Source organism: Pseudomonas sp. URIL14HWK12:I12, assembly GCF_003097135.1.
GTDB lineage: Bacteria > Pseudomonadota > Gammaproteobacteria > Pseudomonadales > Pseudomonadaceae > Aquipseudomonas.
This window is the reverse complement of record NZ_QEQL01000001.1, coordinates 1,184,314-1,207,516: the sequence shown is the minus strand read 5'-3', so window position 1 is coordinate 1,207,516 and position 23,203 is coordinate 1,184,314. Positions and strand designations below refer to the sequence as shown.

General features: G+C 63.2%; 19 protein-coding genes and 2 pseudogenes. 8 read left to right on the top strand and 13 right to left on the bottom strand.

The genetic code is table 11. From position 1 onward, the window contains the following. Positions 1–966 (bottom strand): nitronate monooxygenase family protein, encoded by a 966-nt coding sequence (locus F474_RS05625; protein ID WP_097083529.1) that lies wholly within the window; start codon positions 964–966, stop codon positions 1–3. Positions 967–1,123: 157 nt separating this feature from the next. Between F474_RS05625 and F474_RS05620 the strand changes: the two genes are divergently transcribed. Then, a complete protein-coding gene (locus F474_RS05620) occupies positions 1,124–2,440 on the top strand; it encodes an MFS transporter (protein WP_097083530.1) in 1,317 nt (438 codons plus the stop codon). An 85-nt stretch (positions 2,441–2,525) separates the two neighbouring features. Here F474_RS05620 and F474_RS05615 read toward each other — a convergent pair whose 3' ends face one another. From F474_RS05615 to F474_RS05600, 4 genes are all read right to left on the bottom strand, one after another. Beyond that, positions 2,526–3,320 carry a putative hydro-lyase gene (locus tag F474_RS05615; protein WP_097083531.1) on the bottom strand — a complete coding sequence of 265 codons (795 nt, stop codon included), beginning with the start codon at positions 3,318–3,320 and terminating at the stop codon, positions 2,526–2,528. 206 nt (positions 3,321–3,526) lie between these two features. Then, positions 3,527–4,234, bottom strand: coding sequence for a class I SAM-dependent methyltransferase (locus tag F474_RS05610; RefSeq protein WP_097083532.1), 708 nt, complete (start codon positions 4,232–4,234; stop codon positions 3,527–3,529). 14 nt (positions 4,235–4,248) lie between these two features. Further along, positions 4,249–5,649: a YncE family protein gene (locus F474_RS05605; protein WP_256577654.1), complete on the bottom strand. Its 1,401-nt coding sequence runs from the start codon at positions 5,647–5,649 to the stop codon at positions 4,249–4,251. Between the two features lie 87 nt (positions 5,650–5,736). Beyond that, on the bottom strand, positions 5,737–6,102 hold the full coding sequence (locus F474_RS05600) for a DUF305 domain-containing protein (protein ID WP_097083534.1): 366 nt from the start codon (positions 6,100–6,102) through the stop codon (positions 5,737–5,739). Between the two features lie 252 nt (positions 6,103–6,354). On the opposite strand from F474_RS05600, the gene F474_RS05595 reads away from it, so the two are divergent. From F474_RS05595 to F474_RS23190, 4 genes and pseudogenes are all read left to right on the top strand, one after another. Next, the gene (locus tag F474_RS05595; RefSeq protein ID WP_097083535.1) at positions 6,355–7,275 is read left to right on the top strand and encodes an SMP-30/gluconolactonase/LRE family protein; all 921 of its coding nucleotides are present in this window, start codon (positions 6,355–6,357) and stop codon (positions 7,273–7,275) included. A 51-nt stretch (positions 7,276–7,326) separates the two neighbouring features. Beyond that, complete coding sequence (locus F474_RS05590) at positions 7,327–8,682, top strand: MFS transporter (protein ID WP_097083536.1); 1,356 nt, start codon at positions 7,327–7,329, stop codon at positions 8,680–8,682. Positions 8,683–8,819: 137 nt separating this feature from the next. Beyond that, positions 8,820–9,584 (top strand): annotated as a pseudogene (locus tag F474_RS23195) (MCP four helix bundle domain-containing protein); the annotation flags it as partial. A 171-nt stretch (positions 9,585–9,755) separates the two neighbouring features. After that, a pseudogene (locus tag F474_RS23190) lies at positions 9,756–10,442 on the top strand (methyl-accepting chemotaxis protein); the annotation flags it as partial. A gap of 70 nt (positions 10,443–10,512) precedes the next feature. On the opposite strand, the gene F474_RS05580 reads toward F474_RS23190, so the two are convergent. The 6 genes from F474_RS05580 to F474_RS05555 all read right to left on the bottom strand — a co-directional run bounded on the left by F474_RS05580 (position 10,513) and on the right by F474_RS05555 (position 16,376). Then, positions 10,513–11,565 (bottom strand): amidohydrolase, encoded by a 1,053-nt coding sequence (locus tag F474_RS05580; protein ID WP_097083538.1) that lies wholly within the window; start codon positions 11,563–11,565, stop codon positions 10,513–10,515. After that, positions 11,562–12,422 carry an ABC transporter permease gene (locus tag F474_RS05575; RefSeq protein WP_256577688.1) on the bottom strand — a complete coding sequence of 287 codons (861 nt, stop codon included), beginning with the start codon at positions 12,420–12,422 and terminating at the stop codon, positions 11,562–11,564. The genes F474_RS05580 and F474_RS05575 overlap by 4 nt, the downstream gene beginning before the upstream one ends. 4 nt (positions 12,423–12,426) lie before the next feature. Further along, positions 12,427–13,236: an ABC transporter ATP-binding protein gene (locus F474_RS05570; RefSeq protein WP_218191651.1), complete on the bottom strand. Its 810-nt coding sequence runs from the start codon at positions 13,234–13,236 to the stop codon at positions 12,427–12,429. A gap of 10 nt (positions 13,237–13,246) precedes the next feature. Next, positions 13,247–14,266, bottom strand: coding sequence for an ABC transporter substrate-binding protein (locus F474_RS05565; protein WP_097083541.1), 1,020 nt, complete (start codon positions 14,264–14,266; stop codon positions 13,247–13,249). A 159-nt stretch (positions 14,267–14,425) separates the two neighbouring features. After that, on the bottom strand, positions 14,426–15,610 hold the full coding sequence (locus tag F474_RS05560) for an MFS transporter (protein WP_097084262.1): 1,185 nt from the start codon (positions 15,608–15,610) through the stop codon (positions 14,426–14,428). Between the two features lie 88 nt (positions 15,611–15,698). Further along, complete coding sequence (locus F474_RS05555; RefSeq protein ID WP_097083542.1) at positions 15,699–16,376, bottom strand: RraA family protein; 678 nt, start codon at positions 16,374–16,376, stop codon at positions 15,699–15,701. A gap of 214 nt (positions 16,377–16,590) precedes the next feature. Between F474_RS05555 and F474_RS05550 the strand changes: the two genes are divergently transcribed. The 3 genes from F474_RS05550 to F474_RS05540 all read left to right on the top strand — a co-directional run bounded on the left by F474_RS05550 (position 16,591) and on the right by F474_RS05540 (position 19,958). Further along, positions 16,591–17,568, top strand: a complete 978-nt coding sequence (locus F474_RS05550) for a hydroxyacid dehydrogenase (protein WP_097083543.1) — start codon at positions 16,591–16,593, stop codon at positions 17,566–17,568. A gap of 69 nt (positions 17,569–17,637) precedes the next feature. After that, positions 17,638–18,963, top strand: a complete 1,326-nt coding sequence (locus F474_RS05545) for an MFS transporter (RefSeq protein WP_097083544.1) — start codon at positions 17,638–17,640, stop codon at positions 18,961–18,963. 74 nt (positions 18,964–19,037) lie between these two features. Continuing rightward, entirely contained in the window at positions 19,038–19,958 is a 921-nt protein-coding gene (locus F474_RS05540) for an amidohydrolase family protein (protein WP_097083545.1), read from the top strand. On the opposite strand, the gene F474_RS05535 is transcribed toward F474_RS05540, so the two are convergent. Continuing rightward, positions 19,946–20,653: an IclR family transcriptional regulator gene (locus F474_RS05535; RefSeq protein WP_097083546.1), complete on the bottom strand. Its 708-nt coding sequence runs from the start codon at positions 20,651–20,653 to the stop codon at positions 19,946–19,948. The two genes, F474_RS05540 and F474_RS05535, sit on opposite strands and share 13 nt — an antisense overlap. A 73-nt stretch (positions 20,654–20,726) precedes the next feature. Then, on the bottom strand, positions 20,727–23,018 hold the full coding sequence (metE, locus tag F474_RS05530; protein WP_097083547.1) for a 5-methyltetrahydropteroyltriglutamate--homocysteine S-methyltransferase: 2,292 nt from the start codon (positions 23,016–23,018) through the stop codon (positions 20,727–20,729). Positions 23,019–23,203: the final 185 nt, after the last annotated feature.

Genomic DNA, 23,203 nt, shown 5'->3' with positions numbered 1-23,203 from the left:
TCAGCGTTGCAGGTTACGCAGGCGTTCAAGGGCTTGGCCCAGCTCTTTTGTGAGCTCGGCCATGATCTGGGCGGCAGGTTGGATGTGTTCGATCAGCCCGGCGCACTGGCCGGCCTCGACCTTGCCCCCGGCCACATCACCATCGAAGGCCGCCAGCTTCAGCGTTGCGCTGGCCAGCAGCGCCTCGTAGGCGGCCGGGTCGGTGGCGGGTAGCCCTTGGCGCTCGGCAGCGAGCACCTGCTCGGTGAAAGGGTTGCGCACGCTGCGCACCGGTAGCGTGTGGCGGCCGATGAGCACGGTGTCGGCAATCCCGGCCTGGAGCACCAGGCGTTTGTATTCAGGGTGCAGGCGCGCTTCGTCGCTGAGCAGAAACCGTGTGCCCAGTTGCACGGCATCGGCGCCAAGCGCCAACAGGGCAGCGATACCATGGCCGTCCGCGACCCCACCACCGGCAACCACAGGGCAATTGAGCTCGCGCAGTACCTTGCGCACATTTACAAGCGTGCTCACTTCATTGGCCGGCGGGTGGCCGCCTGCTTCACAGCCCACTACCACCAGGCCATCGACGCCAGCAGCGGCGGCCTTGTGTGCATGCTCGGTGAACGCCACCACGTGCAGCCACAGGCTGCCCACCGCTTTGAAGCGCGCCAGGTGAGGTTTGGGCGAGCCCTGGCTGGCAATGATCACTGGCACTCGGGCATGCTCGAGCAGGTCCAGCACCTCGGCAGCCCCGGCGCGATACAGCGGAACGTTCACGGCGAACGGGTAGGGTGTCAGCTCGCGGATTTCTTCCAGGGTGCGGGCCAGGTCTGCCAGGCGCATCGGCCCTGCAGCAATGACCCCAAGGCCGCCGGCATTGGACACCGCCGCCGGCAATGCAGCGTTGCTTGACGCCCAGCTCATGCCGGCCTGAATGATCGGGTGCTCAATGCCAAGCAAGCGGGTGAGGCGGGTGTTGACGGCCATGGGTTGGGCAGCCCCTAGTGCAGTGATTTATGTTGACACTGTCAATTACATAGTTGATGTTGTCAACTAGGTGCTGCGCTGTAGCTCCCGCGTCATCCACGATAAGCCCACTGCCGCGCGAGCACCTACGTTCCCCTAACAACAAGAAGGTCGTGCCATGAACACCTCTGATGAAGCCGCCGGCGCCGGGCAGCTGTACACCCGAATCGCCTGGCGCTTGATGCCTTTGCTGTTGCTCTGCTACGTCGTCAATTACATTGACCGGGTCAATATCGGTATTGCCAAACTGCAATTCAGCGATCAGTTGGGTTTTGACGCCCGGGTGTTCGGCCTGGGTGCTGGTTTGTTCTTCATCGGCTTTCTGTTGTTGGAGGTGCCCAGCAACCTGCTGCTTGCACGCATTGGCGCACGCAAGACGCTGCTGCGCATCATGCTGCTGTGGGGCCTGGTCACCGTGCTGACCATGTTCGTGCGCACGCCGTGGCAGTTTTACACCCTGCGGGTACTGCTGGGTGCTGCCGAGGCAGGTTTCTTTCCGGGGATCATCCTGTACCTGTCCTACTGGTTCCCGGCAGCGCGCAGGGCTCGCATCACAGCACTGTTTTTCGTGGCGGTTCCGGTTGCCGGGCTGGTCGGCTCGCCGCTGTCGGGATGGATCATGCATGGCATGGACGGCATCGCCGGGCTGAAGGGCTGGCAATGGATGTTCTTGCTCGAGGGCTTGCCAGCCATGGTGCTGGGGGTGGTGGCTTTTCGCTGCCTGGACGACGGCCCGCAACAGGCGCGCTGGCTGACTGCCGAGGAGCGTGCTCAAGTTGCCAGGGACCTCGCTCAGGCCCCCGGCACCGAGCGCACGGCACACGGCTCCCTGCGCCTTGCGTTCCGGGAACCCCGGCTTCTGTTGCTGGGCATGATCTCCTTTGGCAGCTATGTCCTGGCCAATACCATCGCGTTCTATTCACCGACGATCATCCACAACGCCGGGGTCAGTAATGTGCTGCAGGTGGGGCTGCTCAGTGCAGTCCCGTCTGCCGTCGGGATCGTTGCGATGCTGTATTGGGGCCGCCATTCAGACCGGCACGCCGAGCGGCGCTGGCATTATGCGTTACCCCTGTTTGCCGCGGCCGCCAGCCTGGCGGCGATGAAGATGGTGCAACTGCACCCGTTGTGGGCGGTGGCACTGTTGAGCGTGGCCACGGCTGGGCATTTCGCCAGTTTATCGGTGTTCTGGTCGGTCCCGCCCACGCTCTTGCCGCCCCAGGCAGCAGCGGCCGGGATCGCTGTCATCAGCAGCATTGGCGCCCTGGGTGGGGCAGTGGGGCCGGCAATGCTGGGTTATGTGACATCCCTGACCGGTGACCTGGGCACGGGGCTGCAGGTGGCGGCAGCGATGATTGCCTGTGCGGGGCTGCTGATGCTGTGGATCCTGCGCCCGCGCAAGCCCAGCCCTGATGCCTTGGCCCAGCCCCATTGAGGCGGGCTGTTCACTCTCCTGGCGCCCTGCGAGCGGTTTCTGAATCGCCAGGGTGAGCAGGGGCGCCGCGCAGAGCGCTCGGTTCCTACACCCGATACACGCTATCGGCCACATCCGTAATGAACATATGCCCCGGCGCGTGGGAAATCGCAAATGGCACTCGCGAAGCCATTACCACCGCCTGGGGCGTCACCCCGCATGCCCAGAACACCGGGATCTCACCGGGCTGGATGCTTACAGCATCGCCAAAGTCAGGGCGTGACACATCCTCGATGCCGAGCAACCCCGGTTCGCCGACATGCACCGGCGCCCCATGCACCCCTGGGTAACGGGCAGTAATCTTGGCCGCATTCGCGACCTGGTCAGCCGCGATAGGGCGCATCGAGACCACCATGTTGCCCTGCAAGCGCCCGGCGGGGCGGCAGGCCCGGTTGGTGCGGTACATCGGTACGTTGCACCCTTGGCTGATATGCCGCACATCGATGCCTGCATTGAGCAGGTCGGTTTCGAAGCTGAAACTGCAGCCGATGAGGAAGCTCACCAAGTCGCCGTGCTCGGCCCAATGCTGGCTGGCATCGCTGACTTCCTCGGCCAGTTGGCCTTCTCGCCAAATGCGGTAGCGGGGCAGGTCGGTGCGCAGGTCGGCGCCCTCGGCCAGCAGGGTGCGATAGCTGCCTGGTTCGGTCACATCCAGTACCGGACAGGCTTGGGAGTTGCGCTGGGCGAACAGCAGGAAGTCATAGGCCCATTCCCGGGGCAGCGAAATCAGGTTGGCCTGCGTGAGGCCAGGCGCGATGCCAGCGGTAGGGGCCACCAGGCCGTTTCGGTAGCGGCCACGGGCGGCGGCCGCTGCTTCGCGGGCGAGTTGAAGTGCGGTCATGGTAGGCCTCCTGTTCAGATGAGGTAGGCGCGGATCACGGCGGCTTGAATGCGTGAGCCGGTCGCTCTGCGTTCTAACGGTGGTGAACGAGAGCAAATTCGATGCCAAAAGTTAGAAATCACCCACGATAGGCCGGTTGATCGGTGCTGCATTGTTGAACAATGCGTTCATCATTGTGTGGCTTTTTGCACCGTGTTGTTACATGCCTACACGCCTGCGCTACTTTCTGACGCATTGGCACAGGGGCGTGGCGCATCTTGCGCTGCAAACAACAATACACAGCCCACCATGTGCGCCTGAACCGAGCCGAACAGCCCGTTCAGAACCCGGATAAAAGCCTCTGCAGAGTCGTTTCGGTTGCCAAAAATGCCCTTGGCGTTGTAGACGTCCATCAGCTTGCGGCCAAACCGGTTATGCGCCACACCCTGGCCCAGGATGGTCGCCCCGTAGAGCGTTCCCCCCGGTGCCAGGCAGGCTTTGAGGTGGCTGAACACCTGCGCTTTTTCGTCCACCGAACCGCTCAGGCAATGCATCAGGTAGAACAGCGATATCGAGTCATACCGCTCTGTGGTTTCCCAGGGCGTGAACACGTTGTGGACGATTGTCTGCGGCTTGAGCGCCCTTATGCGCCGGCTTGCCGCCTGCAGGCTGGCCACATTGATGTCCATCAGCGTGATGGATGATCGATTCGCGCCCTTGCAATGGGCGAGGTAGTAGCCGGTCCCGACCCCGACATCCAGGTGCTTGCGCCCCAGATGGCGCTCGTAGAAAGGCAGCAGCGCGGTGCGAGTCGGGCAGCGCCAGGCGAATCGATTGGAGATCTGCAGCACCCACGCGTCATACAGGGCGAGGGTCAGGGGCGAATACACAGCTGCGCTGTCATCGATCGGGCCGGTGTCGGGTACGGGCTTCATGGAAGGTGCTGTCCTCAGTCTGCTTGGGTCTGTACGGGCGCGTTCTGGCTGCCGGGTGCGCCGGGGATGATAGCCAGGTATCGCCGTGTTGCGGGCTGATCGGCCTGAACGATCTGCCTTATTGGCCCTACGGCATTGACGATCGCAGCGCCGGCGGGGTTGGCCATGAATGCGGCCAGCGGTTGCACTGTGCCAGTGCCATCGCTGTGTTCGGCCAGGGCCAGCGTGTAGGGCTTGCCGGGCTCCAGGCCGGTAGCAGCAGCTTGCAGCACTTGGGTAAGGCCCTGGCTGAACAAGGTTACGCTGGTGACCAGCTCGTGGGTGCGGGTCGACTTCAGCCGAATGTGCGCTGCCTGAGCGGCCTCGCCCAAGGGTTTGAGGTTTTCCGTACCCGGGCCTTTCTCCACTGCATGGGCCACATAGGCGATGGCTTGTGGCGCCTGGCCTATGGGAATCGTGGCAATCAGGGTGTTGCTCGTCGTATCGATCACTGCCAAAGCGTCGTCGTTTTCAAGACCGACGTATATCCTCGTGCCGTCGCCCGAGGGCCACACACCGTGGGGGAGTTTGCCGACATCGACGGTTGCTACCTTGTCGAAGCTTTTGGTGTCGTAAACCTGCACCTGGTTAAGGCCACCTACGGTGACGTAGGCAAACTGCCCCTTGGCAGTGCGGGCGAAGTTCACATGGTTGGCGATAGGCCCGATCTCCACTGTCTTGAGCAGTTGGAAGGGCGGCCGCGCATTGAACACCTGTGCTTTGCCCGTGTCCTTGAGCGTGAACCAGACCTGCTGGCCGTCCGGCGAGGCAGCGATGTTGGGGCAGAACGGGCTGGCCTGGGTGACTTTGCCGACCTGTTCGTGCGTAGAGGTCGAAACGATCACGGTCTCGGGGTTGAACGAGGAACAGATGTAACCGTACTGGCCATCGGGGGAGAAGATCTGCATGCCCGGGCCTGCCGGTGTGATGATTCGCCTTTTTTCTGCGTATGTAGCGGCGTCAAGCACGGCCACATAGTTTTCGCCGCGCACAGTCACCCACACTTCGCGCCCGTCCGGGGTATAGAAAGCCTCGTGGGGCGAGCGGCCCACATAGGTCTTGTGCTTGACGGTATTGGTTTCGGTATCGATGAACGACACCGAATTGGTGCCGATCGAGACCACAGCCAGGGTTTTGTGATCTGGGGAGAACCCCATGCCATGCACCAGCACTTCGCCCTTGTACAGCGGGCTCAGGTTCATCGGTTGCGGGTCGCCCAACGCTATAACGCCCAGCACGCGGTTGTCCGCTGGGTCCGTGACCGAGACGGTGTTGGAGAATTGTTCAGCGGCATAGACACGGTCCTGATGGGAAATCGGGATGTCAGGTGCCTGGCTGCTGTACGGCGCTTGGCCGGCCCAGGCAGAACATCCCACACCAGGGCCAGTGCGCTGGCGGCATATTTCGATTTCGCGTGCTGCATCATCTTCTACCTCTGTAATGGGCGGGAAGGGCGGGGCGTGTCAGGGCTGAACCAGTTGCATGGCGGCGATCTCTTGCTGCTGCTCGATGATGATTTCCTGAGCGATGCGCTTGAGCTTGTCGTTGCTGCCGTATTGCAGCTGGAGCCTGGCCATTTCGATGGCGCCCTGATGGTGCGCTGTCATCATTTTGCGAAAGTCTGCATCGATGCTGCCGGAGGGTTCTGCGCGCATGCCCTGCATCATGGCGGCCATGGCCTGGTCGTTTTTTTGCAGGTATTGCTCCTCGGCCGACGCTTGGCCTTCCGGCGCACTGGGATGGGCGTCTTCTTCATGCGCCAACAGCGGGCCGGCGAGCACAGCCAGGCCGGCTAGCAGGCACCAGGCACGGGTGCGGGGGCGTTTCATGGCGTTCTCCGTAGGGCCTTCGCAAGCAGGACGCACCCCGAGGAGGCTTATTCCTTTTCCTGGTGCCGATAGGAAAGAAAAACAGCGCAAAGCTTTCGTTATTAATAGAACGACGTTCTCATGTAGTGGCCTGATAAGCCTTCAATCGGCCTTAAGAGAGATATATGCGACGATAAATGCGAAATTTTGCTATGGCATTTCGATTATGGTAGCTTCAGCTAAAAGAACAATGCGCCCTCAAGGAAACTCCTCATGAGCTTTTTCGCAGCGCCCCCTACGGTCGAGGCTACCGTCTTTACCCGCCTGCCCGACGCGTTCCGCACGCCTCGCCGCAATGCCTGGGGCGATGCCAATCGCCAAGGGCGGCCCATCGACTCTTTCCTCGAAGGCCCATCGTTCGATCGGCAAGGGCGGCTGTACGTCACCGACATCCCCTATGGGCGCATCTTTCGTATCTCTGCCGACGGCCAGTGGGAGCTGGTGTGCCAGTATGATGGCTGGCCCAACGGCCTGAAGATTCATCAGGACGGTCGCATCTTCATCACCGACTACAAGCGCGGCATCGTGCTCCTTGATCCGGAAACCGGGCGTACCGAGCCTTATCTGGAATCGGCGGGCTCTGAAGGCTTCAAGGGCGTCAACGACCTGGTGTTCGCGCCCAATGGCGACATGTATTTCACCGATCAAGGCCAGACGGGCCAGCAGGACGCCACCGGCCGGGTATACAAACTCAGCGCCGACGGTCAACTCACTTGCCTGATCAACACCGTCCCCAGCCCCAACGGCATCGTCTACGATCCGCACCTGAATCACTTGCTGATCGCTGTTACCCGTGCCCAGCAGATCTGGCGCATCCCGTTGGGCAACAGCTCGATCATCAGCAAGGTCGGGGTGTTTTCCCAGCTTCACGGTGGCCTCGGCGGCCCGGACGGCCTGGCGCTGGATAATCAGAGCAACCTCTACATCGCCCACACCGGCTTCGGTTCTGTGTGGTGCCTGTCGAAGGTGGGCGAGCCGCTACTGCGTATCAAGTCGTGTTGCGGTATCAGCAACACCAACCTGGCCTTCGGCGGTGCCGACGGCCAAACCCTCTACATCGTCGAGTCGGAGACCGGCACGATCATGCAGGCCCGGGGGCTGGCGCCCGGGCTGCCGATGTATTCGCACAGCTAAGCTGGCTGACCTGCCAGGCGCCTCGATAACAATCACAACACCGAGCTTTCCATGACCCCACAACCCCTTGCGGCCACCGCGCCGCTGACCGATGCCGAAGGCGAAAAACTGCTGCGCAGGGTGCTGATGCGCATCGTACCGTTCATCTTCCTCTGCTATGTGATCAGCTACCTGGACCGCACCAACGTAGGCTTCGCCGCCATTGGCATGAACAAGGACCTGGGCCTGACCGCCACGATGTTCGGCTGGGCGGCGGGGCTGTTCTTCTTTGGCTATTTCATTTTCGAAATCCCCAGCAACCTGCTGATGCAGCGCTTCGGTGCGCGCATCTGGATCGCCCGGATCATGATTACCTGGGGCCTGGTCTCGATGGCCACGGCGTTCGTGACCGGGCCGGTCAGCTTCAGCATCGCGCGGTTCCTGCTGGGGCTGGCCGAGGCCGGTTTCACCCCGGGGGTGTACCTGTATTTCACCTACTGGTTCCCGGGCAAGTGGCGCGCCAAGGCCACGGCGGCGTTTCTGCTGGGCATTCCGGTTGCCAACATTATCGGCTCACCGGTGTCGGGCTGGCTGTTGGACGTGCACGGCGTCATGGGGCTTCAGAGCTGGCAGCTGCTGTTGATCCTCGAAGCCTTGCCAGCCGTGCTGCTGGGCATCGTCTGCCTGTTCGTACTGGTCGACACGCCCGCCAAGGCGCGCTGGTTGTCCGAGCGCGAGAAGGCTTGGCTGGCCGAACGGCTGGCCCGCGAGCAGCAGAGCATCAGTGCATCACACGGCAATACTTTGCGCGGCGCCCTGACCAACCCCAAGGTGTTCATTCTGGCGGCGATCAACTTCTGTTGCATCGTAGGCTCGGTGGGCATCGGGCTGTGGATGCCGCAGATCATCAAAAGCATGGGCTGGGCCAACAGCATGGTCGGCCTGGTGGCAGCCCTGCCTTACCTGTTCGGTGCGGTAGCCATGACCCTGTGGGCGCGGCTTGCCAACCGCGCCCGGCATCGCTTGCGCTATGTGGTCAGTGCGCTCACGCTGGCAGCGCTCGCGTTGGTTGCCAGTGCACTGCTGAGCGACCCGGTGCTCAAGATCACCGCGCTGGGCTTGGCAGTGGCCAGCATTCTCGCGTTCCAGGCTACCTTCTGGGCCATTCCCTCGACCTTCCTGACTGGCCGCGCAGCTGCCGGCGGGCTGGCGCTGATCGTATCGATCGGCAACCTGGGTGGTTTCGCCGGGCCGTTCCTGATCGGGCTGATCAAGGACATGACGCAGAGCTTCACGGGGCCATTCTTCTGCGTGGCGGCGATCCTGGCGATAGGTACACTGCTGATGGTCTGGCTGGGTGACCCATCCAAAAAGGTTGCAACGCCCGGGCAGTCACCTGGCCTCGAAACGAGCAGCCATCGTCCATAAAATAAAAATGCCGTTCCGAAAAATTTAAACTTATCCGTAACGCTGCCGATGGCGTGGGGATCGTGCGGCAAAAGGCCACCTAAGCGTGTGCTCAACTGCTGCGCTAGCCCCCGAATGGACCCTCAAGGTAGGCACTCATGCTCAGGCAGCTCTCGATCTCCACCCGGTGCACGCTCGGCTTCTCACTGATTGCGTTGGTCGTCATCATCGTCGGGTTTTTTGGTCTGTTCCAGATGCAGCGCATCGCCGACCTCACCGAAAACGTCCGCACCCACGACAGCCCGACCTCTGCTGCGCTGGGCAATATGCGTGAAGCGGTGCTGGGCGTGCGCGTCAACTCGCTCAAAGTAGCGCTGTACCCCTCCCCACAGGCGCGCGAAGACAGCAGCCGGCACCTGGAAGTCCAGCTGGATAAAATGGCCCAAAGCCGGGCGGCCTATGAGGCAGCCGTCGATAACGACGAGGAACGCGAGCTGTTCGCAGCCATCAAGCCTCTCCTCGATCAGACGGCCAGCGGCGTTCGGCAATTGATCGAATTGAGCCAGGCAGGGCGCGACGGGGAAATGGTCGAATTGCTCAACGGCTCACTGCGTGACAATTCTGAAAAAGCCTTCCCGCTGTTGTTCAAGCTCGGGGACGTGAACCGCCAGAATATGGATGACTCCTTCGTGGAGGTGGCTGAGGTCTTCAGCAGCTCACGCACCAACATCCTGCTGCTGATCGGGCTGGCGGCGGTTCTTACCGGGCTGATCGCCTGGCGTGTCAGCCGCAGCATGGTAGGGCCCATCGGCAGCGCGGTCGGCCTGGCCGAGGCGATTGCCAAAGGTGACCTGACCCGCGCCATCACGCCGGACGGCCGGGACGAGGTCACACGCCTGTACGTGGCGCTGGCCGCCATGCAGCGCAACCTCAAGGCAACCATCGAGCAGATCCTCGATTCCTCCCAGGTCATTTCTGCCTCATCCGTGGAGCTCACCGGCGTCACGGAGGGCTCGCGCCATACATTGCAGCGCCAAAATGACGAGATTGAGCAGGCCGCTGCTGCCGTCACTGAAATGACCGCGGCAGTCGAGGAGGTCGCCCGCACGGCGGTGCTGACCTCCCAGGCATCCGGCGAATGCCGCAACGCCGGCGAGTCTGGCCAGGCACGGGTGAGTGAGACGCTGCAAGCGATCGAGCGTATGGGGGCCGATATCGAGCAGAGTGCCGATGGTGTGGGCGGGCTGGCCAGCCAAGTGCGCGACATCGCCAAGGTGCTGGATGTGATCCGCGGGATCGCCGAGCAAACCAACCTGCTGGCGCTCAATGCCGCCATCGAAGCGGCGCGGGCAGGCGAGGCGGGGCGTGGTTTCGCCGTGGTGGCCGACGAGGTCAGGGCCCTTGCGCACCGCACGCAGCAGTCCACGCTGGAGATCGAGGAGATGGTCCAGTCGATCCGCGAGGGCTCCGACCATGCCGTCGGCGCCATGAATCTCACCCGCGAGCGTTCCGCAGCAACCCTAGCGGTGGCTCAGCAGGCCCAACAGGCCCTCCAGGCGATCATTACCCACATTGCCAATATCAACGAGCAGAACCTGATCATCGCCAGCGCTGCAGAGGAGCAGGCGCAGGTTGCGCGGGAGGTGGACCGCAACCTGATCAACATTCGTGACCTTTCCGCCGTCAGCACCACGCAGGCCGATCAGACTGCCGCCGCCAGCCAGGCCCTGCAATCTCTTGGCGCGACGTTGTCGGGGCGGGTGGCCACGTTCACGGTTTGAAAGGCGAACGGCGCTGAAGAAGCTGCCGCTTAGGCGGTGGCCGGGGTGGTCAGCTTCATCGGTGCAGCAATCAGGGCGATACGCCTGGTTGCCCCTGTAGCGTCAGCCGATAGCAGCGGCTGGCGCTGCCGCTGAACAGATCGTCTTTCTCCGCTTCGCTGAAGCCTGCGGTAATGCGTTTGAACGCGTTCCACAGCACGGCGTAGCCCACCATGCCCTTATCGACCGGAAAGTTGCTCTCGAACAGGCAACGTTGGCTGCCGAATAACTCGATCGCCGTCAGCATGTAGGGCGCCCATAGCTGGGCCAACTCGACCGAACCGGCCGGCTTCTCGCGTTCATCGAGTGCAAAGCCGCCCACGCGCATCGCCAACCCCCCCAGCTTGAGCCATACGTTCGGGCACTGCGCCAGGGCTTTGAGGCCTGCCGACCAGGCTGCGAATACCTCATCTTGCTTGCCCGCATAAGGGCCAGCGCCCAGCGGCCCGCCCAGGTGGTTGAGCACGATGGGCTGGTCGGGCAGGGCGTGGGCCAGGGCGAGAACTTCCGGCAATTGCGTGTGGTAGGCCCAGATGTCCAGGCCCAGGCCAAAGCGCGCCAGTTGCGCAGCGCCACGGCGAAACCCAGGCTCGGCCAGCACGCCTGCCGGCGGGGGTATCGGGTTGGACACCAGCCGGGGGTCGGCATGCCAGGCCGTTGCATTGCGAACCCCGCGCAGGCGCCCCTTGCCGGCTTCGAGCATCGCCTCCAGCACCGGGGCCACGGCATCGCCCAAACGCAGGTCGGCGCCGGCGATGATCGCTGCGCACAGCTGAGTCTGTGGTGGCGACTGGTGCGCGACCTGGGCGGCGAATTCGACCTCGCCCACTGGCTGCAGGGGTTCGGGCAGGTCGCGGGCATAGAAGGACCGGCATTGCAGGTACACCGTGGCGACGATGTTGTGGCCGCTGCAGGTGTCGGCCAGCAGTTGCTCGGCCAGGTAGCGCTGGCCGGGCCGGTCCCACAAGTGGTGGTGCGCATCGACGATAGGGCGCTGTGGGTCCAGCGCCGGTTCGCTCACCTGGGAAAGCCACGCCTGGCGCACCGGAGCATGGGGCGAGGCGGGGGATGCTGCCGTATTCATTGCTGCATGCCCCAGCGGCGTACCGTCAGCACCTCGATGCTGCGAAACACCAGGCCCTCGACCACCAGGCCGATGATGATCACCATCAGCAGGCCGGCAAACACATTGGGGGTTTCCAACGCATTACGGTTCTGGAAGATGTACCAGCCCAGCCCACCTGAGTTGCCCGACACCCCGAACACCAGCTCTGCGGCGATCAGCGTACGCCAGGCGAAGGCCCAGCCGATCTTCAGCCCGGCCAGGATGGACGGCACCGCCGCCGGGATCAGAATGCGCAGCACCAGGCGCATCCCGCGAAGGCCGTAATTGCGCCCAGCCATGCGTTGAGTCTGGCTGACCGACTGAAAGCCCGAGTAGGTGTTAAGCGACACGGCCCACAGCACCGAATGGATGATCACCAGCATCAGGCTCTGCACGCCCAGGCCGAACCACAGCATAGCCAGCGGCAGAATGGCAATGGCCGGCAGCGGGTTGAACATCGCCGTCAGCGTGGCCAGCACATCGGTGCCGATGCGTGTGGACACCGCCAGCGTGGTCAGGATCGCGGCCAGCAGGATCGCCAGGCCATAGCTCATCAGCAGCACTTTCAGCGAGCTGACCACGGCCAGCGGCAGCACGCCGTTGAACAGGTCGTGGCTCAACGCTTGGGCGGTTTCGCTGAACGGCGGGAACATCAGCGGGTTGCCCAGCCAGCGAGCGTACAGCTCCCAGACGATCGCCAGAGCAACCAGCACCAGGGTGCGGCGCACCCCGGCATGGGCCATAAGCCGTTCGGCAGGGCCCAGCTTGCGCGCGATGTCGCCGATCTTGCCAGCCGGTGCCGGGGCGTATTCGACATCAGGGCGCGGTCGCACCATGGGCTTATTCATGTGCGGTCTCCTGATGGCCGAAGAGCATGTGATTGATGCGTTTGTGCAGTGCCGCAAAGCCCTCGCTGCCCTGCTCGGCGAAGCCGAATGCGCTGGCGTCCAGCTCGGCGCGCACCTGCCCGGGGTGGGGGGTGAGCACCAGGATGCGCGAACCGAGCAGAATCGCTTCGTCGATCGAATGGGTGACGAACATCAACGTGAAAGGTGCCTGTTCCCAGAGTTGCAGCAGTTCTTCCTGCATGCGGCGGCGAGTGAGCGCATCCAGGGCAGCGAAAGGCTCGTCCATCAGCAGGATCGCTGGCTCCATCGCCAAGGCGCGGGCGATCGCCACCCGCTGCTTCATCCCGCCGGACAGCTGGTGCGGGTAGGCGTCCTTGAAGCGCTCAAGCCCGACCTTTGCCGCTACTCGCACGGCGCGGTCGCGCACTTCGCTGGCCGGGAAGCGGCGAGTCATCTGCATCGGGAACATGATGTTGCCCAGCACCGTCTTCCACGGCATGAGCTGGTCGAATTCCTGAAACACCATCATCCGGTCCGGGCCTGGCTCGCGCACGGCGCGGCCGTCCAGGTAGATCTCGCCGGCAGCCGGCGCCAGAAAGCCCGCCACGCTCTTGAGCAGGCTCGACTTGCCACAGCCCGAAGGCCCCAGCAGGATGAAACGGTCATGCTGGTGCACGGCAAAAGACACGCCGTGGGTGGCGGTGATCAGTTGCTCGCGGGTCTTGTATTGCAGGGTGACGTTGTCGACCGAAAGCTGTGCGCGGGTATCCAGGCCGGCCGGCACCGGCGCCATGCTGGGCATTGCGCTCATGTCAGTTGCCCTCGCCTTGAGCCACCGGGTCGAAGAACACCTGCTGCCAGTTGGCCAGCGGCTCTTTCAGGGCGCCGGTGCGGGTCATGAATTCAGCCAGGTGCATCACGCCCTGCGGCTGCACGCCCCATTCGGCGGTGACCTGGCTCAGCATGTCTTGGGTCTGGTCCAGGGTGAGCTTTGACGGCTCGCTGTCGAGGTACAGCTGCGCGGCCTGCCGAGGGTTGCTGCGGATGAACTCATCGGCCTCGGCGATCGCGTCGACCACTGCTTTGGCCAAGTGCGGGTTGCTCTTGACGAACTTACCGGTGGTGGCGAGCACGCCGCTGGTCATGCGCATGTTCAATGCTTTGGAGAAGTCGAACAGCTTGGTCACCGACGGGTCGTGGTCAAGGATGTAGCTGTAGGGGTTCGGGCCGATGTAGCCCTTGATGCCGGCTTTGTTCACCAGGCTTGCGAGGGCATCGGGATGGGGCAGGGCGACCATCAGGTTGTCCATGCGGTGGGCGTTACCCTCGCCGAACTGCTGCTCGGCAAGCATTTGCAACAGCACCGCCTGCTGGCCATTGGGGGCGGTCACGGCGATCTTGTCGCCGGGCTTGAAGTCGGCGATGGACTTGATCGACGGGTCGTTGACGTAAAAGCCGTTATCACCGGCGACCAGCGCGCAGAGCGCACGGATATCGAGGTTGTTGCGGGTTTTCTGCCAAGCGGTGAGGGTGCCGTACAGGCCGTAGCCGCCGATGTCGACATTGGCACTGATCAAGGCATCGTTGATCGCGGCAGCGCCGCTGATGCGCTTGATTTCGAAGGCTGCATCGGGCTCGCCAAGTGCGCTGGCGTGCTTTCGGAACAGGCCTTGTTTCTCTGCGACCGTGACCGGCAGGTAGGCATAGCCGTACTGGATGGCGATGGTCACCTTGGCTTGTTCGGCATGAGCGGTCGGGGTGAAGGCGCAGGCGAGCAGCGTGCCCAGGGCCAGGGCATGGAAACGGGCTTTCAATCGTGGGATGCGCGTCATGAAGGATGAAACTCCACTTTTGTTATTTTTGAAATGGCGTTTCTTAAAGGCTAGTCAGAAGCAGCAGCGCCCGTCAATCGCTTCTTTGACTGAAGCGATTTAGCGCATGAAAAAGGTGATTCTCGGAAGATAAGTGGTTATTTTTATAAAATGATATTTCTATTTAGGTGACTGGCTGAAGCGGCTTTCAAGCGCGAGAAAACTCACCAGCACCAACCCCGCAGCGCCCATGGCAACCGGTGCGCCTGCCAGGCTGGCCAGCAACCCGGCGAGCAGGCCGCCGACCGCTTCGAACCCAAAGCGCAGGGCAATGTAAAGCGCCACAACCCGGCCTCGCAGGTGCTCGGGCGCACCGCTTTGCAGCAGCATGTTGGTGCTCACATTGTTGGCGGTGATGCCGCAGCCCAGCACCGCCAGCAGCACCAAGGCCGCGGGTAAAGGCACCTTGAAGGCCATGAGGATCAGCGCAAGCGCGCAAGCCAGCGCGGCGCACGTGATCACGCGCTCCAGCCGGTGCAGGGCACCGCCCAGCGCCAGCGCGATGGTCGCGACGAAGGCCCCGGCCCCGGCCGCGCCCCACAGCCAACCCAGCATGCGCGCATCGCCCAGATAGAGGGTTTTGGCCAGCACCGGCAGCAATACGGTGTAGTTCGAAGCCAGCAGGTTGACCATGATCACCCCCACCATCAACCGGCGGACCGACACCGTTTGCCAGACGTACGCCAGGCCTTCGCGAAACATCTGTGCGGTGGAGCCGGTCGCTTTGGTCGTGGGGCTGCCCTGTACCTTGGCCAGCCCCAGCAGCAACAGCGCGAAGGCGAAGGCCGTGATCAGGAAGCACACCGCCTCGCCACTGGCGGCAATCAGCGCGCCGGCCAACGGCGGGCCGAGAAAGCGTGCAGCGTTGATCAGCATCGCATTGAGTGCCAGAGCGTTGGGCAGGTCGGCCGGGTCGCCGACGAAGCTGCCGATCAGCGCCTGACGCAGTGGTGTTTCAACGGCGTTGAGCAGGCCCAGCAACAACGCCATGCCCACCAGCACATTTGCGCCAACCCAGCCTTGCCAGGTAAGGCCAGCCATCAGCAGCGACTGCAGCGCAAGGAGCGATTGCGCCACGATCAGGCAGCGGCGCTTGTCGCGCCGGTCGATCCACGCACCTGCCACTGGCCCCACCAGCAACTGCGGCGCCAAGCTCAAAAAGGTGATGACCCCCAGCAAGGTCGCGGAGGCGGTGAGGTGGTAGGCCAACCATGAGAGCGCCACCTGTTGCACCCACTTGCCGAGCGTGGAAACCCCCTGGCCCACGAAGTAGATCTGGAAGTCGCGGTGGGCCAATGCCCGCACGGGGGCGGGCCAGCGGGGTTTGGGGGCGTGCTCGGTCAAGGCAGTGGTCTCATCGTCAAGCGCCAGCGATGGCGCACGATACGCCGGCTCAGTCGGGAAGCGCACAGCCTTTTTGCTGCAGCGACTTCAATACCCAGCTTCGATCGTTCTCACCTTTGGCGATCTGCTCAAGCTGCTTGGTTTCGGCCGCGTGCTTGGCGGTGGCACGGTCGAACACCTCCGGCACCTGGTCGTATGGTACGCACAGCAGGCCGTCGTCATCACCGATGACCAGGTCGCCTGGCTCGATCACCATGCCGTCGATGGCGATGGGTACGTTGATTTCCCCCGGGCCATCCTTGTAGGGGCCTCGGTGCGAAACGCCGGCAGCAAACAGCGGGAAGTCCCCGGCGCCGATGCTGGCGGCATCGCGGATCGCGCCATGGATGACGATACCGGCCACGCCGCGTTTGACCGCGTATGCCACCATCATCTCGCCGATCAGGGCATTGGTCAGGTCGCCGCCAGCATCGACCACGATCACGTCACCCGGCTGGGCGATATCGATTGCATAGTGCAGCATCAGGTTGTCGCCCGGGCGGGCCTTGACCGTCAGCGCCGGGCCGGCCAGCACCCCTTCGCGGTGCATCGGGCGCAGGCGCGCGCCGCCGGCGGTCATGCGGTTCATGGAATCGCTGACATTGGCCACAGGCACATGGCGATAGCGTTCGGCCCACTCCGAGCTGACCTTGCGGGCTGCCTTCAACACTCTGAATCCGATCGTCATCTTGGCGTTCTCTCTTGAAATTATGGGAGGCGTGACCGGCAGCCACGCCGGTGTTTTTTAGAATGGCATTTCGTCATTTCCAATTCAATGTACATTTACCCGCGATTCATCGGGGGGCAACTCGCATTCTAAAATCTATGTTGCAACGCCATTTCGTTATGATAGGGTTGCGCAAAGCCTGAACAGGCCTTAACGATAAGAACAAGGTGTGCAGATGAAACGCAAAATTCTCCTCACGGGCCTGGCGCTGGCCCCTGAAGCCATGGCCTACGCCGCATCCCAAGGCGTCGAGGTATTACCCACCACGCCTTACATGCCCGCTGAAGAGATGGTCGCCTTGATCGAGGCCGAGCAACCTGACGCGATCGTGGTCCGCACCGGCAAGCTCACCCGCCAGATGATCGAAGCCTCGGCGAACCTCAAGGTCATCGCCAAGCACGGGGTGGGCTTTGACACCATCGACATCAAGGCCGCCGCCGAGCGTGGCATCCCAGTCACCATTGCGGTGGGGGCCAATGCCCAATCGGTGGCTGAACACGCCTTCGCGCTGATGTTCAGCGTGGCCCGCCAGACTGCCTGGCTCGATGCTCGCGTACGCGCAGGGCATTGGGACAAAGCCACGGCTAACGGCACCGAGCTGTTCGGCAAGACCCTGGGCCTGGTAGGGCTTGGCGCCATCGGTGGCATCCTGATGGACCTGGTCGCTCCCCTGCGCATGGCCGTGAAGGTCTACGACCCCTACCTCAAGCAGCTACCCGAGCGCAGCAACGTTTCCCGTGAAACCGACTTCGATCGCCTGCTAGAGCATTGCGACATCATCAGCCTGCATTGCCCGCTCACCGACGCCAACCGCCATCTGTTCGGGGCCGAGCAATTCAAGCGGATGCGCCCTGGCAGCTTGTTGATCAACACCGCCCGCGGCGAGCTGATCGACACTGCGGCCTTGGTGGAGGCGCTCAAGACCGGGCAGATCGGCGGGGCAGGGCTGGATACCTTCAACCCCGAGCCGCCCTCGGCCGACAGCCCGCTGTGGAAACTGCCCAACCTGGTAGGCACCCCGCATGTGGGTGCCAACACCACCGAATCCCGTGACCGGGTGGGCATGGTAGCCGTCCAGCAGATCCTCGACGTTTGGGCGGGTAAAGCCCTCGACCCGCGCTGTGTCGCCAATCGCCAACTACTCGGCAGCTGAGCCCATGCCGCCTTGCGGCGGCCCTTTCCGATAGCCTGACTCAACAACAATAAAGTACAGGAGAGCATCATGGTTTCCGCCTCCAGCATCAGCGAGCTCGAACGCGCCACCATGCACCGTGTTGCGTGGCGGCTGCTGCCGTTTCTGATTTTGTGTTACCTGATCGCGATCATCGACCGTGGCAACATCGGCATGGCGTCGCTACAGATGAACCAGGACCTGGGCTTGTCACCGGCGATCTTCGGTTTCGCCAGCAGCTTGTTTTTCGTTGCCTATTTCTTGGTCGAAGTGCCCAGCAACCTGGCGTTGCAGAAGTTCGGTGCGCGCATGTGGATCGCCCGCATCATGATCACCTGGGGCCTGGTCTCTGCCGGCACCGCCTTTGTGCAAGGGGCCAACTCGCTTTATGTGATGCGCTTTCTGCTGGGCGCAGCCGAGGCAGGGTTCTTCCCCGGCGTGTTGCTGTACCTCACCTACTGGCTGCCTTCGGCCTACCGGGCGCGGATGGTCGCAATCTTCATGGTCGCCATTCCTGGCGCCAACTTCCTCGGCTCGCCGCTGTCGGGCTTTTTGCTGACACTCGACGGCATGATGGGCATGCGCGGCTGGCACTGGTTGTTCATTCTTGAAGGCATCCCGGCGGTGCTGCTGGGCATCGCCTGCCTTTTCGTGCTCACCGACCGCCCCGAGCAGGCCAAATGGCTCACCGACGAGCAGCGCAACTGGCTGACCGAGCGCTTGAATGCCGAGCGCCTACAGAAAACCCAGATCGGGCATATTTCGCTGTGGCGCCTGCTCAAGCACAAAGACATCTGGGCGATGATCCTGATCTACACCGGCGCCTCGGCCGCCGGCAGCACCATGAGCGTGTGGGCGCCTCAACTGCTCAAGACGTTCCACCTCGACCCGCTGCAGATCGGGCTGGTCAATGCTATCCCCTACGGCCTGGCTTCGATCGCAATGATTGCCTGGGGCCGTAGCTCCGACAAGCGCAACGAGCGCCGTTGGCACACCGCTACCACCCTTTACCTGATCGCCGCCGGCCTGTTGCTGACGTTGGTTACCGGCTCTCTGGTGGGCACCGTGGTGCTGCTGTCGATGGTGCTGATCGGCGCGTACTCGATGAAAGGGCCGTTCTGGGCACTGGCTTCCGGCTGGATGTCCTCGAGCACCGCCGCCGCGGGCCTGGCGGCCATCGGCGCCTGGGCCAACCTGTTTGGCGGCGGCATGATGGTCAACATCTACGGGGCCGTGCACGGCGCCACCGGCAGTTACGCCCTGGCGCTGTTGCCTCTGGCGCTGCTCAACATCGCCGCTGGCTCGATGGTGCTGATCATGGGCCGCAAGCGCATGCGCGAAAACGAGCATGCCGCCAGCGTCGCCAACGCGCGCTGACCTGAACGCCGCCGCTGCATCGCTGCGCCGCCGCCAGGCGGCGCAGTGCCCTTACAACAACAAGAGATCAGTTCATGGACCTTACCCGTCGTTTGTTCCTGCAAGCCACCGCCGCGGCTGGTGCGTTGGCGTCGTTCCCGGCCCTGGCTGGGGCGCGTTATTCCAGCGGTGACGAAACCGCGCGCTTCATTCCGCCGGCGGGCAGTGTCGACTGTCATATGCACCTGTACAACGACCGCTACCCTGCGGCCCCCGGCGCCACCTTGCTGCCGCCCAACGCCACGCTCGATGACTATGCCCAGGTACAAAAACGCCTGCATCTTCAGCGGTTCGTGATCGTCACCCCCTCAACCTATGGCACCGACAACCGCTGCCTGCTCGACGGCCTGCACCAAAGCAACGGCAATGCCCGGGGTGTGGCGGTCATCGCGGCCGGCATCAGCGACGCCGAACTCGAGCAGATGAACAAGGCAGGTGTGCGCGGGATTCGCTTCAACCTCAGCTATGGCGGGGCGAGCCTGGATGACCTGGAGCTTTTGGCTCACCGGGTCAACGAATTGGGCTGGCACGTTCAGGTGGTTGCCCCCGGCACTCAATTGCTGGATCTCGAGCCGCGGCTGGCCAAGCTTCCAGCGCGGCTGGTGATCGACCACATGGGCCACATTCCACAGCCCCAGGGCATCGATGCCCCAGCCTTCGCCACGATAAACCGGCTGCTGGCAGGCGACCGCACCTGGGTCAAGCTCTCAGGGCCCTATATCCGCTCCAAGCAGGGCGCGCCGGACTACCCGGACGTCGGCACCGTGGCCAAGGCGCTGGTCAAGGTGCGGCCCGATCGCCTGCTTTGGGGCAGCGACTGGCCGCACCCGACCGTTGCGCTGGAGAACAAACCGGACGATGCGCATATTCTCGACCTGATGACGCAATGGGCGCCGAACGAAAAAGACCGTAACGCCATCCTGCGCGACAACCCCGTCAGCCTCTACGGGTTCTGACCCGCCTCGGCCTTGCCGCCCAGGCTGCGGGCCAGGTCACGGGCGATCTGCATGAACAGTTCGTTGAACGAACTGGCGCGCTCTTCGGTCAGCCGCCCAGCCGGGCCTGACACCACCAGGGCACCGACCAGTTCGTTCAGGGCGCCGAAGATTGGCAACGACATCGACGCCGAATGCGGGTCGGTCGCCCCGCATGAATAGAACGGTGCCGGGTGCTCGAGGGCGCGCTCATAGGTGCAGCGCAGTGCCTGGGCACTGGCGGCGCCATCCATTGGGCGGATATCGCCTGGCTGCAGGTGCAGGCGCAAGCGGTGTGGCGAGTTCACCCGGTATTGGCACAGCCGGTAGGCGCCGTGGCGTACATAAAAGGAAGCAGTTTCACCGGTTTCGTCGGTCAGCCGATGCAGCAGCGGCAGCACGTGCCGCTCCAGGTCGAGCGACTCCTGGTAGACCGCATTCAGGCGCATGACTTCGCTGGCCAGCATGTATCGACCATCGGCCAGGCGGTTGACGAAGCCTGCGGTTTCCAAAGACACCACCAGGCGCATGATGGTGCTTTTGATCAACCCGGTGCGCTCGGTGAGGTCGACCAGGCTCAGGGCAGTGTCGCCGATGCGAAAGGCGCTGAGCACGGTCAGCACCCGGTCGGCAGAGGCCACCCCACTCACGGCGGGGCGGGGTTTTATTTTTACCATCCATCGCTCCTAGGGGCTCGCAGGCCAGTGCCTGCGGCCAGAAAATTCGGAGCATTATCCGCCAGCGCGGTGCTCAGGCGCCAGCGTGGCGCAATTGCCGGGCCGCCGCCACCATGTTCACCAGTGCTGCCTCGGTTTCAGGCCAATCCCGGGTTTTCAGGCCGCAGTCGGGGTTTACCCACAGCCGTTCTGGTGCGATGCGTTGCGCCGCCTTGCGCAGCAGGTTGGCCATTTCCTCGGTGCTGGGCACGCGCGGTGAGTGGATGTCGTATACCCCAGGGCCAATCTCGTTGGGGTAGTCGAAGCGCTCGAAGGCCTCGAGCAGCGCCATATCCGAACGTGAGGTTTCGATCGTGATCACGTCGGCATCCATGGCGGCGATCGACTCGATCACATCGTTGAATTCGCTGTAGCACATATGGGTGTGGATTTGCGTTTCGTCACGCACGCCCGAGGCGCATAGGCGGAAGGCTTCGGTGGCCCATTCCAGGTAGCGTGGCCATGCGCTGCGCCGCAGCGGCAGGCCCTCGCGGAAGGCGGCTTCGTCGATCTGCACGATCTTGATCCCGGCCTGCTCAAGGTCCAACACCTCGTCACGGATGGCCAGCGCCAGCTGTCGCGCTTGCGTTTCGCGGTCGATGTCTTCCCGTGGGAACGACCACATCAGCAGGGTGACCGGGCCGGTCAGCATGCCCTTGATGACCTTGTGCGTGAGGCTTTGCGCATAGGTGCTCCACGCCACTGTCATGGACCGGGGCCGGCTGATGTCGCCGTAGATCACCGCAGGCTTCACGCAGCGCGAGCCATAGCTTTGCACCCAGCCGAATCGAGTGAGCAGGTAGCCGTCGAGCTGCTCGGCGAAATATTCGACCATGTCGTTGCGCTCGGCTTCGCCATGCACCAACACATCCAGCCCCAGGTTCTCCTGCACCCGCACCGCATGCCGGATTTCATCCTGCATGGCCTGGGTATAGGCAGCCTGGCTCAGCGTGCCTTGCCTGAAGGCGTGCCGCGCCGCGCGGATGGCCGGGGTTTGCGGGAACGAGCCGATGGTGGTGGTGGGGTAGGCGGGCAGTGCGAGCTTGGCCCGCTGCACGGCGATGCGTTGGTCGAAGCTCGACGCGCGCAAGCTGTCGGTGGGCACAACGCTGTTCAGCCGCCGTTGCACCGCAGGCTTGTGGATGCGCGGCGACGCCGCGCGGGTTGCCTGTACGGCGCGGCTTTCGGCCAAGGCTGCGCGGGCCTTCGGGGCTTCTGGATCACGCAGCGCTTGAGCCAGCACCGCCACTTCCTCGCACTTCTGCACGGCAAAGGCCAGCCAGCTTTTGAGCTCGGGGTCGAGCTGGTCTTCCCGGGCCAGGTCCACCGGGCTGTGCAGCAGCGAGCAGCTCGGTGCGACCCACAGCCGTTCACCGAGCCGTTCGGCGGCATGGCGCAGCACATCAAAGGCTTTTTCCAGGTCGCAGCGCCAGACGTTACGCCCGTCCACCACACCCAGCGACAACACCTTGTAGGCCGGCAGCCGGTCGAGAATGGTCGGGTATTGCTCCGGGGCGCGCACCAGGTCGATGTGCAGGCCGTCCACCGGCAACCCGGCAGCCAGGCCCAGATTGTCTTCCAGCCCGCCGAAGTAGGTGGCCACCAGTTTCTTCAGGGGCGAACGCTGGAGAATGTTGTAGACGCGTTCGTAGGCGCTCTTCCAGGCCTGGGGCAGGTCAAGGGCCAGGATCGGCTCGTCGATCTGCACCCACTCCACACCCTGGCTGGCCAGGCGATTGAAGATCTGGTCATACAGCGGCAGCAGGCGGTCGGCCAACTCCAGCTTGTCGAAGTCGCTGCCTTTGGCCTTGCCCAACCACAGGTAGGTCAACGGGCCGATCACCACGGGTTTCACGGCGTGGCCCAACGCTTTCGCTTCGGCGACCTCCTCGAACAACTGTTCCCAGCTAAGGGTGAATACCTGGTCGTGGCTGAATTCGGGTACCAGGTAGTGGTAGTTGGTGTCGAACCACTTGGTCATCTCCTGGGCACGGGCACCGCCGCAGCAACCGTCGCCCGCACCCCGCGCCATCGCAAACAAGGTATGCAGGCTTGGCTTGGCGCCGCCTTTCGGGGTAAAGCGCTCGGGGACCACGCCGAAGGTCAGCGAATGGGTGAGCACTTGGTCATACCACGCGAAGTCGCCCACCGGCAGCAGTTCGATACCGGCTTGCTTCTGGGCCTGCCAGTGCGCAGCGCGCAGCCCCCGGCCTACCGCGCGCAGGCCGGCTTCGTCCAACTCGCCTTTCCAGAAGGCTTCCTGAGCTTTTTTCAGTTCGCGGTCGCGGCCGATGCGCGGAAAGCCCAGGTTGTGTGCCAATGCCATTTGAAATGTCTCCGGATACGGGTTGCATAGGCGGCATTCTCCAGGGCTTTGTTAATTGAAACAAATTCATTTTATTTTATATAAACAAGAGAAAAACTCATGATGGGCCTAGGGCGCCCTGCGTGGCCAACACGGTATGCGGCGCCGTTGCCCGGCCTGCGGCGGCTCGTTTTTTATGAAAACTT

What these genes read in the sequence shown, in the direction of transcription:
- F474_RS05625 (WP_097083529.1), bottom strand. Translation starts at nt 966, where the DNA reads ATGGCCGTCAACACCCGCCTCACCCGCTTGCTTGGCATTGAGCACCCG.
- F474_RS05620 (WP_097083530.1), top strand. Translation starts at nt 1,124, where the DNA reads ATGAACACCTCTGATGAAGCCGCCGGCGCCGGGCAGCTGTACACCCGA.
- F474_RS05615 (WP_097083531.1), bottom strand. Translation starts at nt 3,320, where the DNA reads ATGACCGCACTTCAACTCGCCCGCGAAGCAGCGGCCGCCGCCCGTGGC.
- F474_RS05610 (WP_097083532.1), bottom strand. Translation starts at nt 4,234, where the DNA reads ATGAAGCCCGTACCCGACACCGGCCCGATCGATGACAGCGCAGCTGTG.
- F474_RS05600 (WP_097083534.1), bottom strand. Translation starts at nt 6,102, where the DNA reads ATGAAACGCCCCCGCACCCGTGCCTGGTGCCTGCTAGCCGGCCTGGCT.
- F474_RS05595 (WP_097083535.1), top strand. Translation starts at nt 6,355, where the DNA reads ATGAGCTTTTTCGCAGCGCCCCCTACGGTCGAGGCTACCGTCTTTACC.
- F474_RS05590 (WP_097083536.1), top strand. Translation starts at nt 7,327, where the DNA reads ATGACCCCACAACCCCTTGCGGCCACCGCGCCGCTGACCGATGCCGAA.
- F474_RS05580 (WP_097083538.1), bottom strand. Translation starts at nt 11,565, where the DNA reads ATGAATACGGCAGCATCCCCCGCCTCGCCCCATGCTCCGGTGCGCCAG.
- F474_RS05575 (WP_256577688.1), bottom strand. Translation starts at nt 12,422, where the DNA reads ATGGTGCGACCGCGCCCTGATGTCGAATACGCCCCGGCACCGGCTGGC.
- F474_RS05570 (WP_218191651.1), bottom strand. Translation starts at nt 13,236, where the DNA reads ATGCCCAGCATGGCGCCGGTGCCGGCCGGCCTGGATACCCGCGCACAG.
- F474_RS05565 (WP_097083541.1), bottom strand. Translation starts at nt 14,266, where the DNA reads ATGACGCGCATCCCACGATTGAAAGCCCGTTTCCATGCCCTGGCCCTG.
- F474_RS05555 (WP_097083542.1), bottom strand. Translation starts at nt 16,376, where the DNA reads ATGACGATCGGATTCAGAGTGTTGAAGGCAGCCCGCAAGGTCAGCTCG.
- F474_RS05550 (WP_097083543.1), top strand. Translation starts at nt 16,591, where the DNA reads ATGAAACGCAAAATTCTCCTCACGGGCCTGGCGCTGGCCCCTGAAGCC.
- F474_RS05545 (WP_097083544.1), top strand. Translation starts at nt 17,638, where the DNA reads ATGGTTTCCGCCTCCAGCATCAGCGAGCTCGAACGCGCCACCATGCAC.
- F474_RS05540 (WP_097083545.1), top strand. Translation starts at nt 19,038, where the DNA reads ATGGACCTTACCCGTCGTTTGTTCCTGCAAGCCACCGCCGCGGCTGGT.
- F474_RS05535 (WP_097083546.1), bottom strand. Translation starts at nt 20,653, where the DNA reads ATGGTAAAAATAAAACCCCGCCCCGCCGTGAGTGGGGTGGCCTCTGCC.
- metE (WP_097083547.1), bottom strand. Translation starts at nt 23,018, where the DNA reads ATGGCATTGGCACACAACCTGGGCTTTCCGCGCATCGGCCGCGACCGC.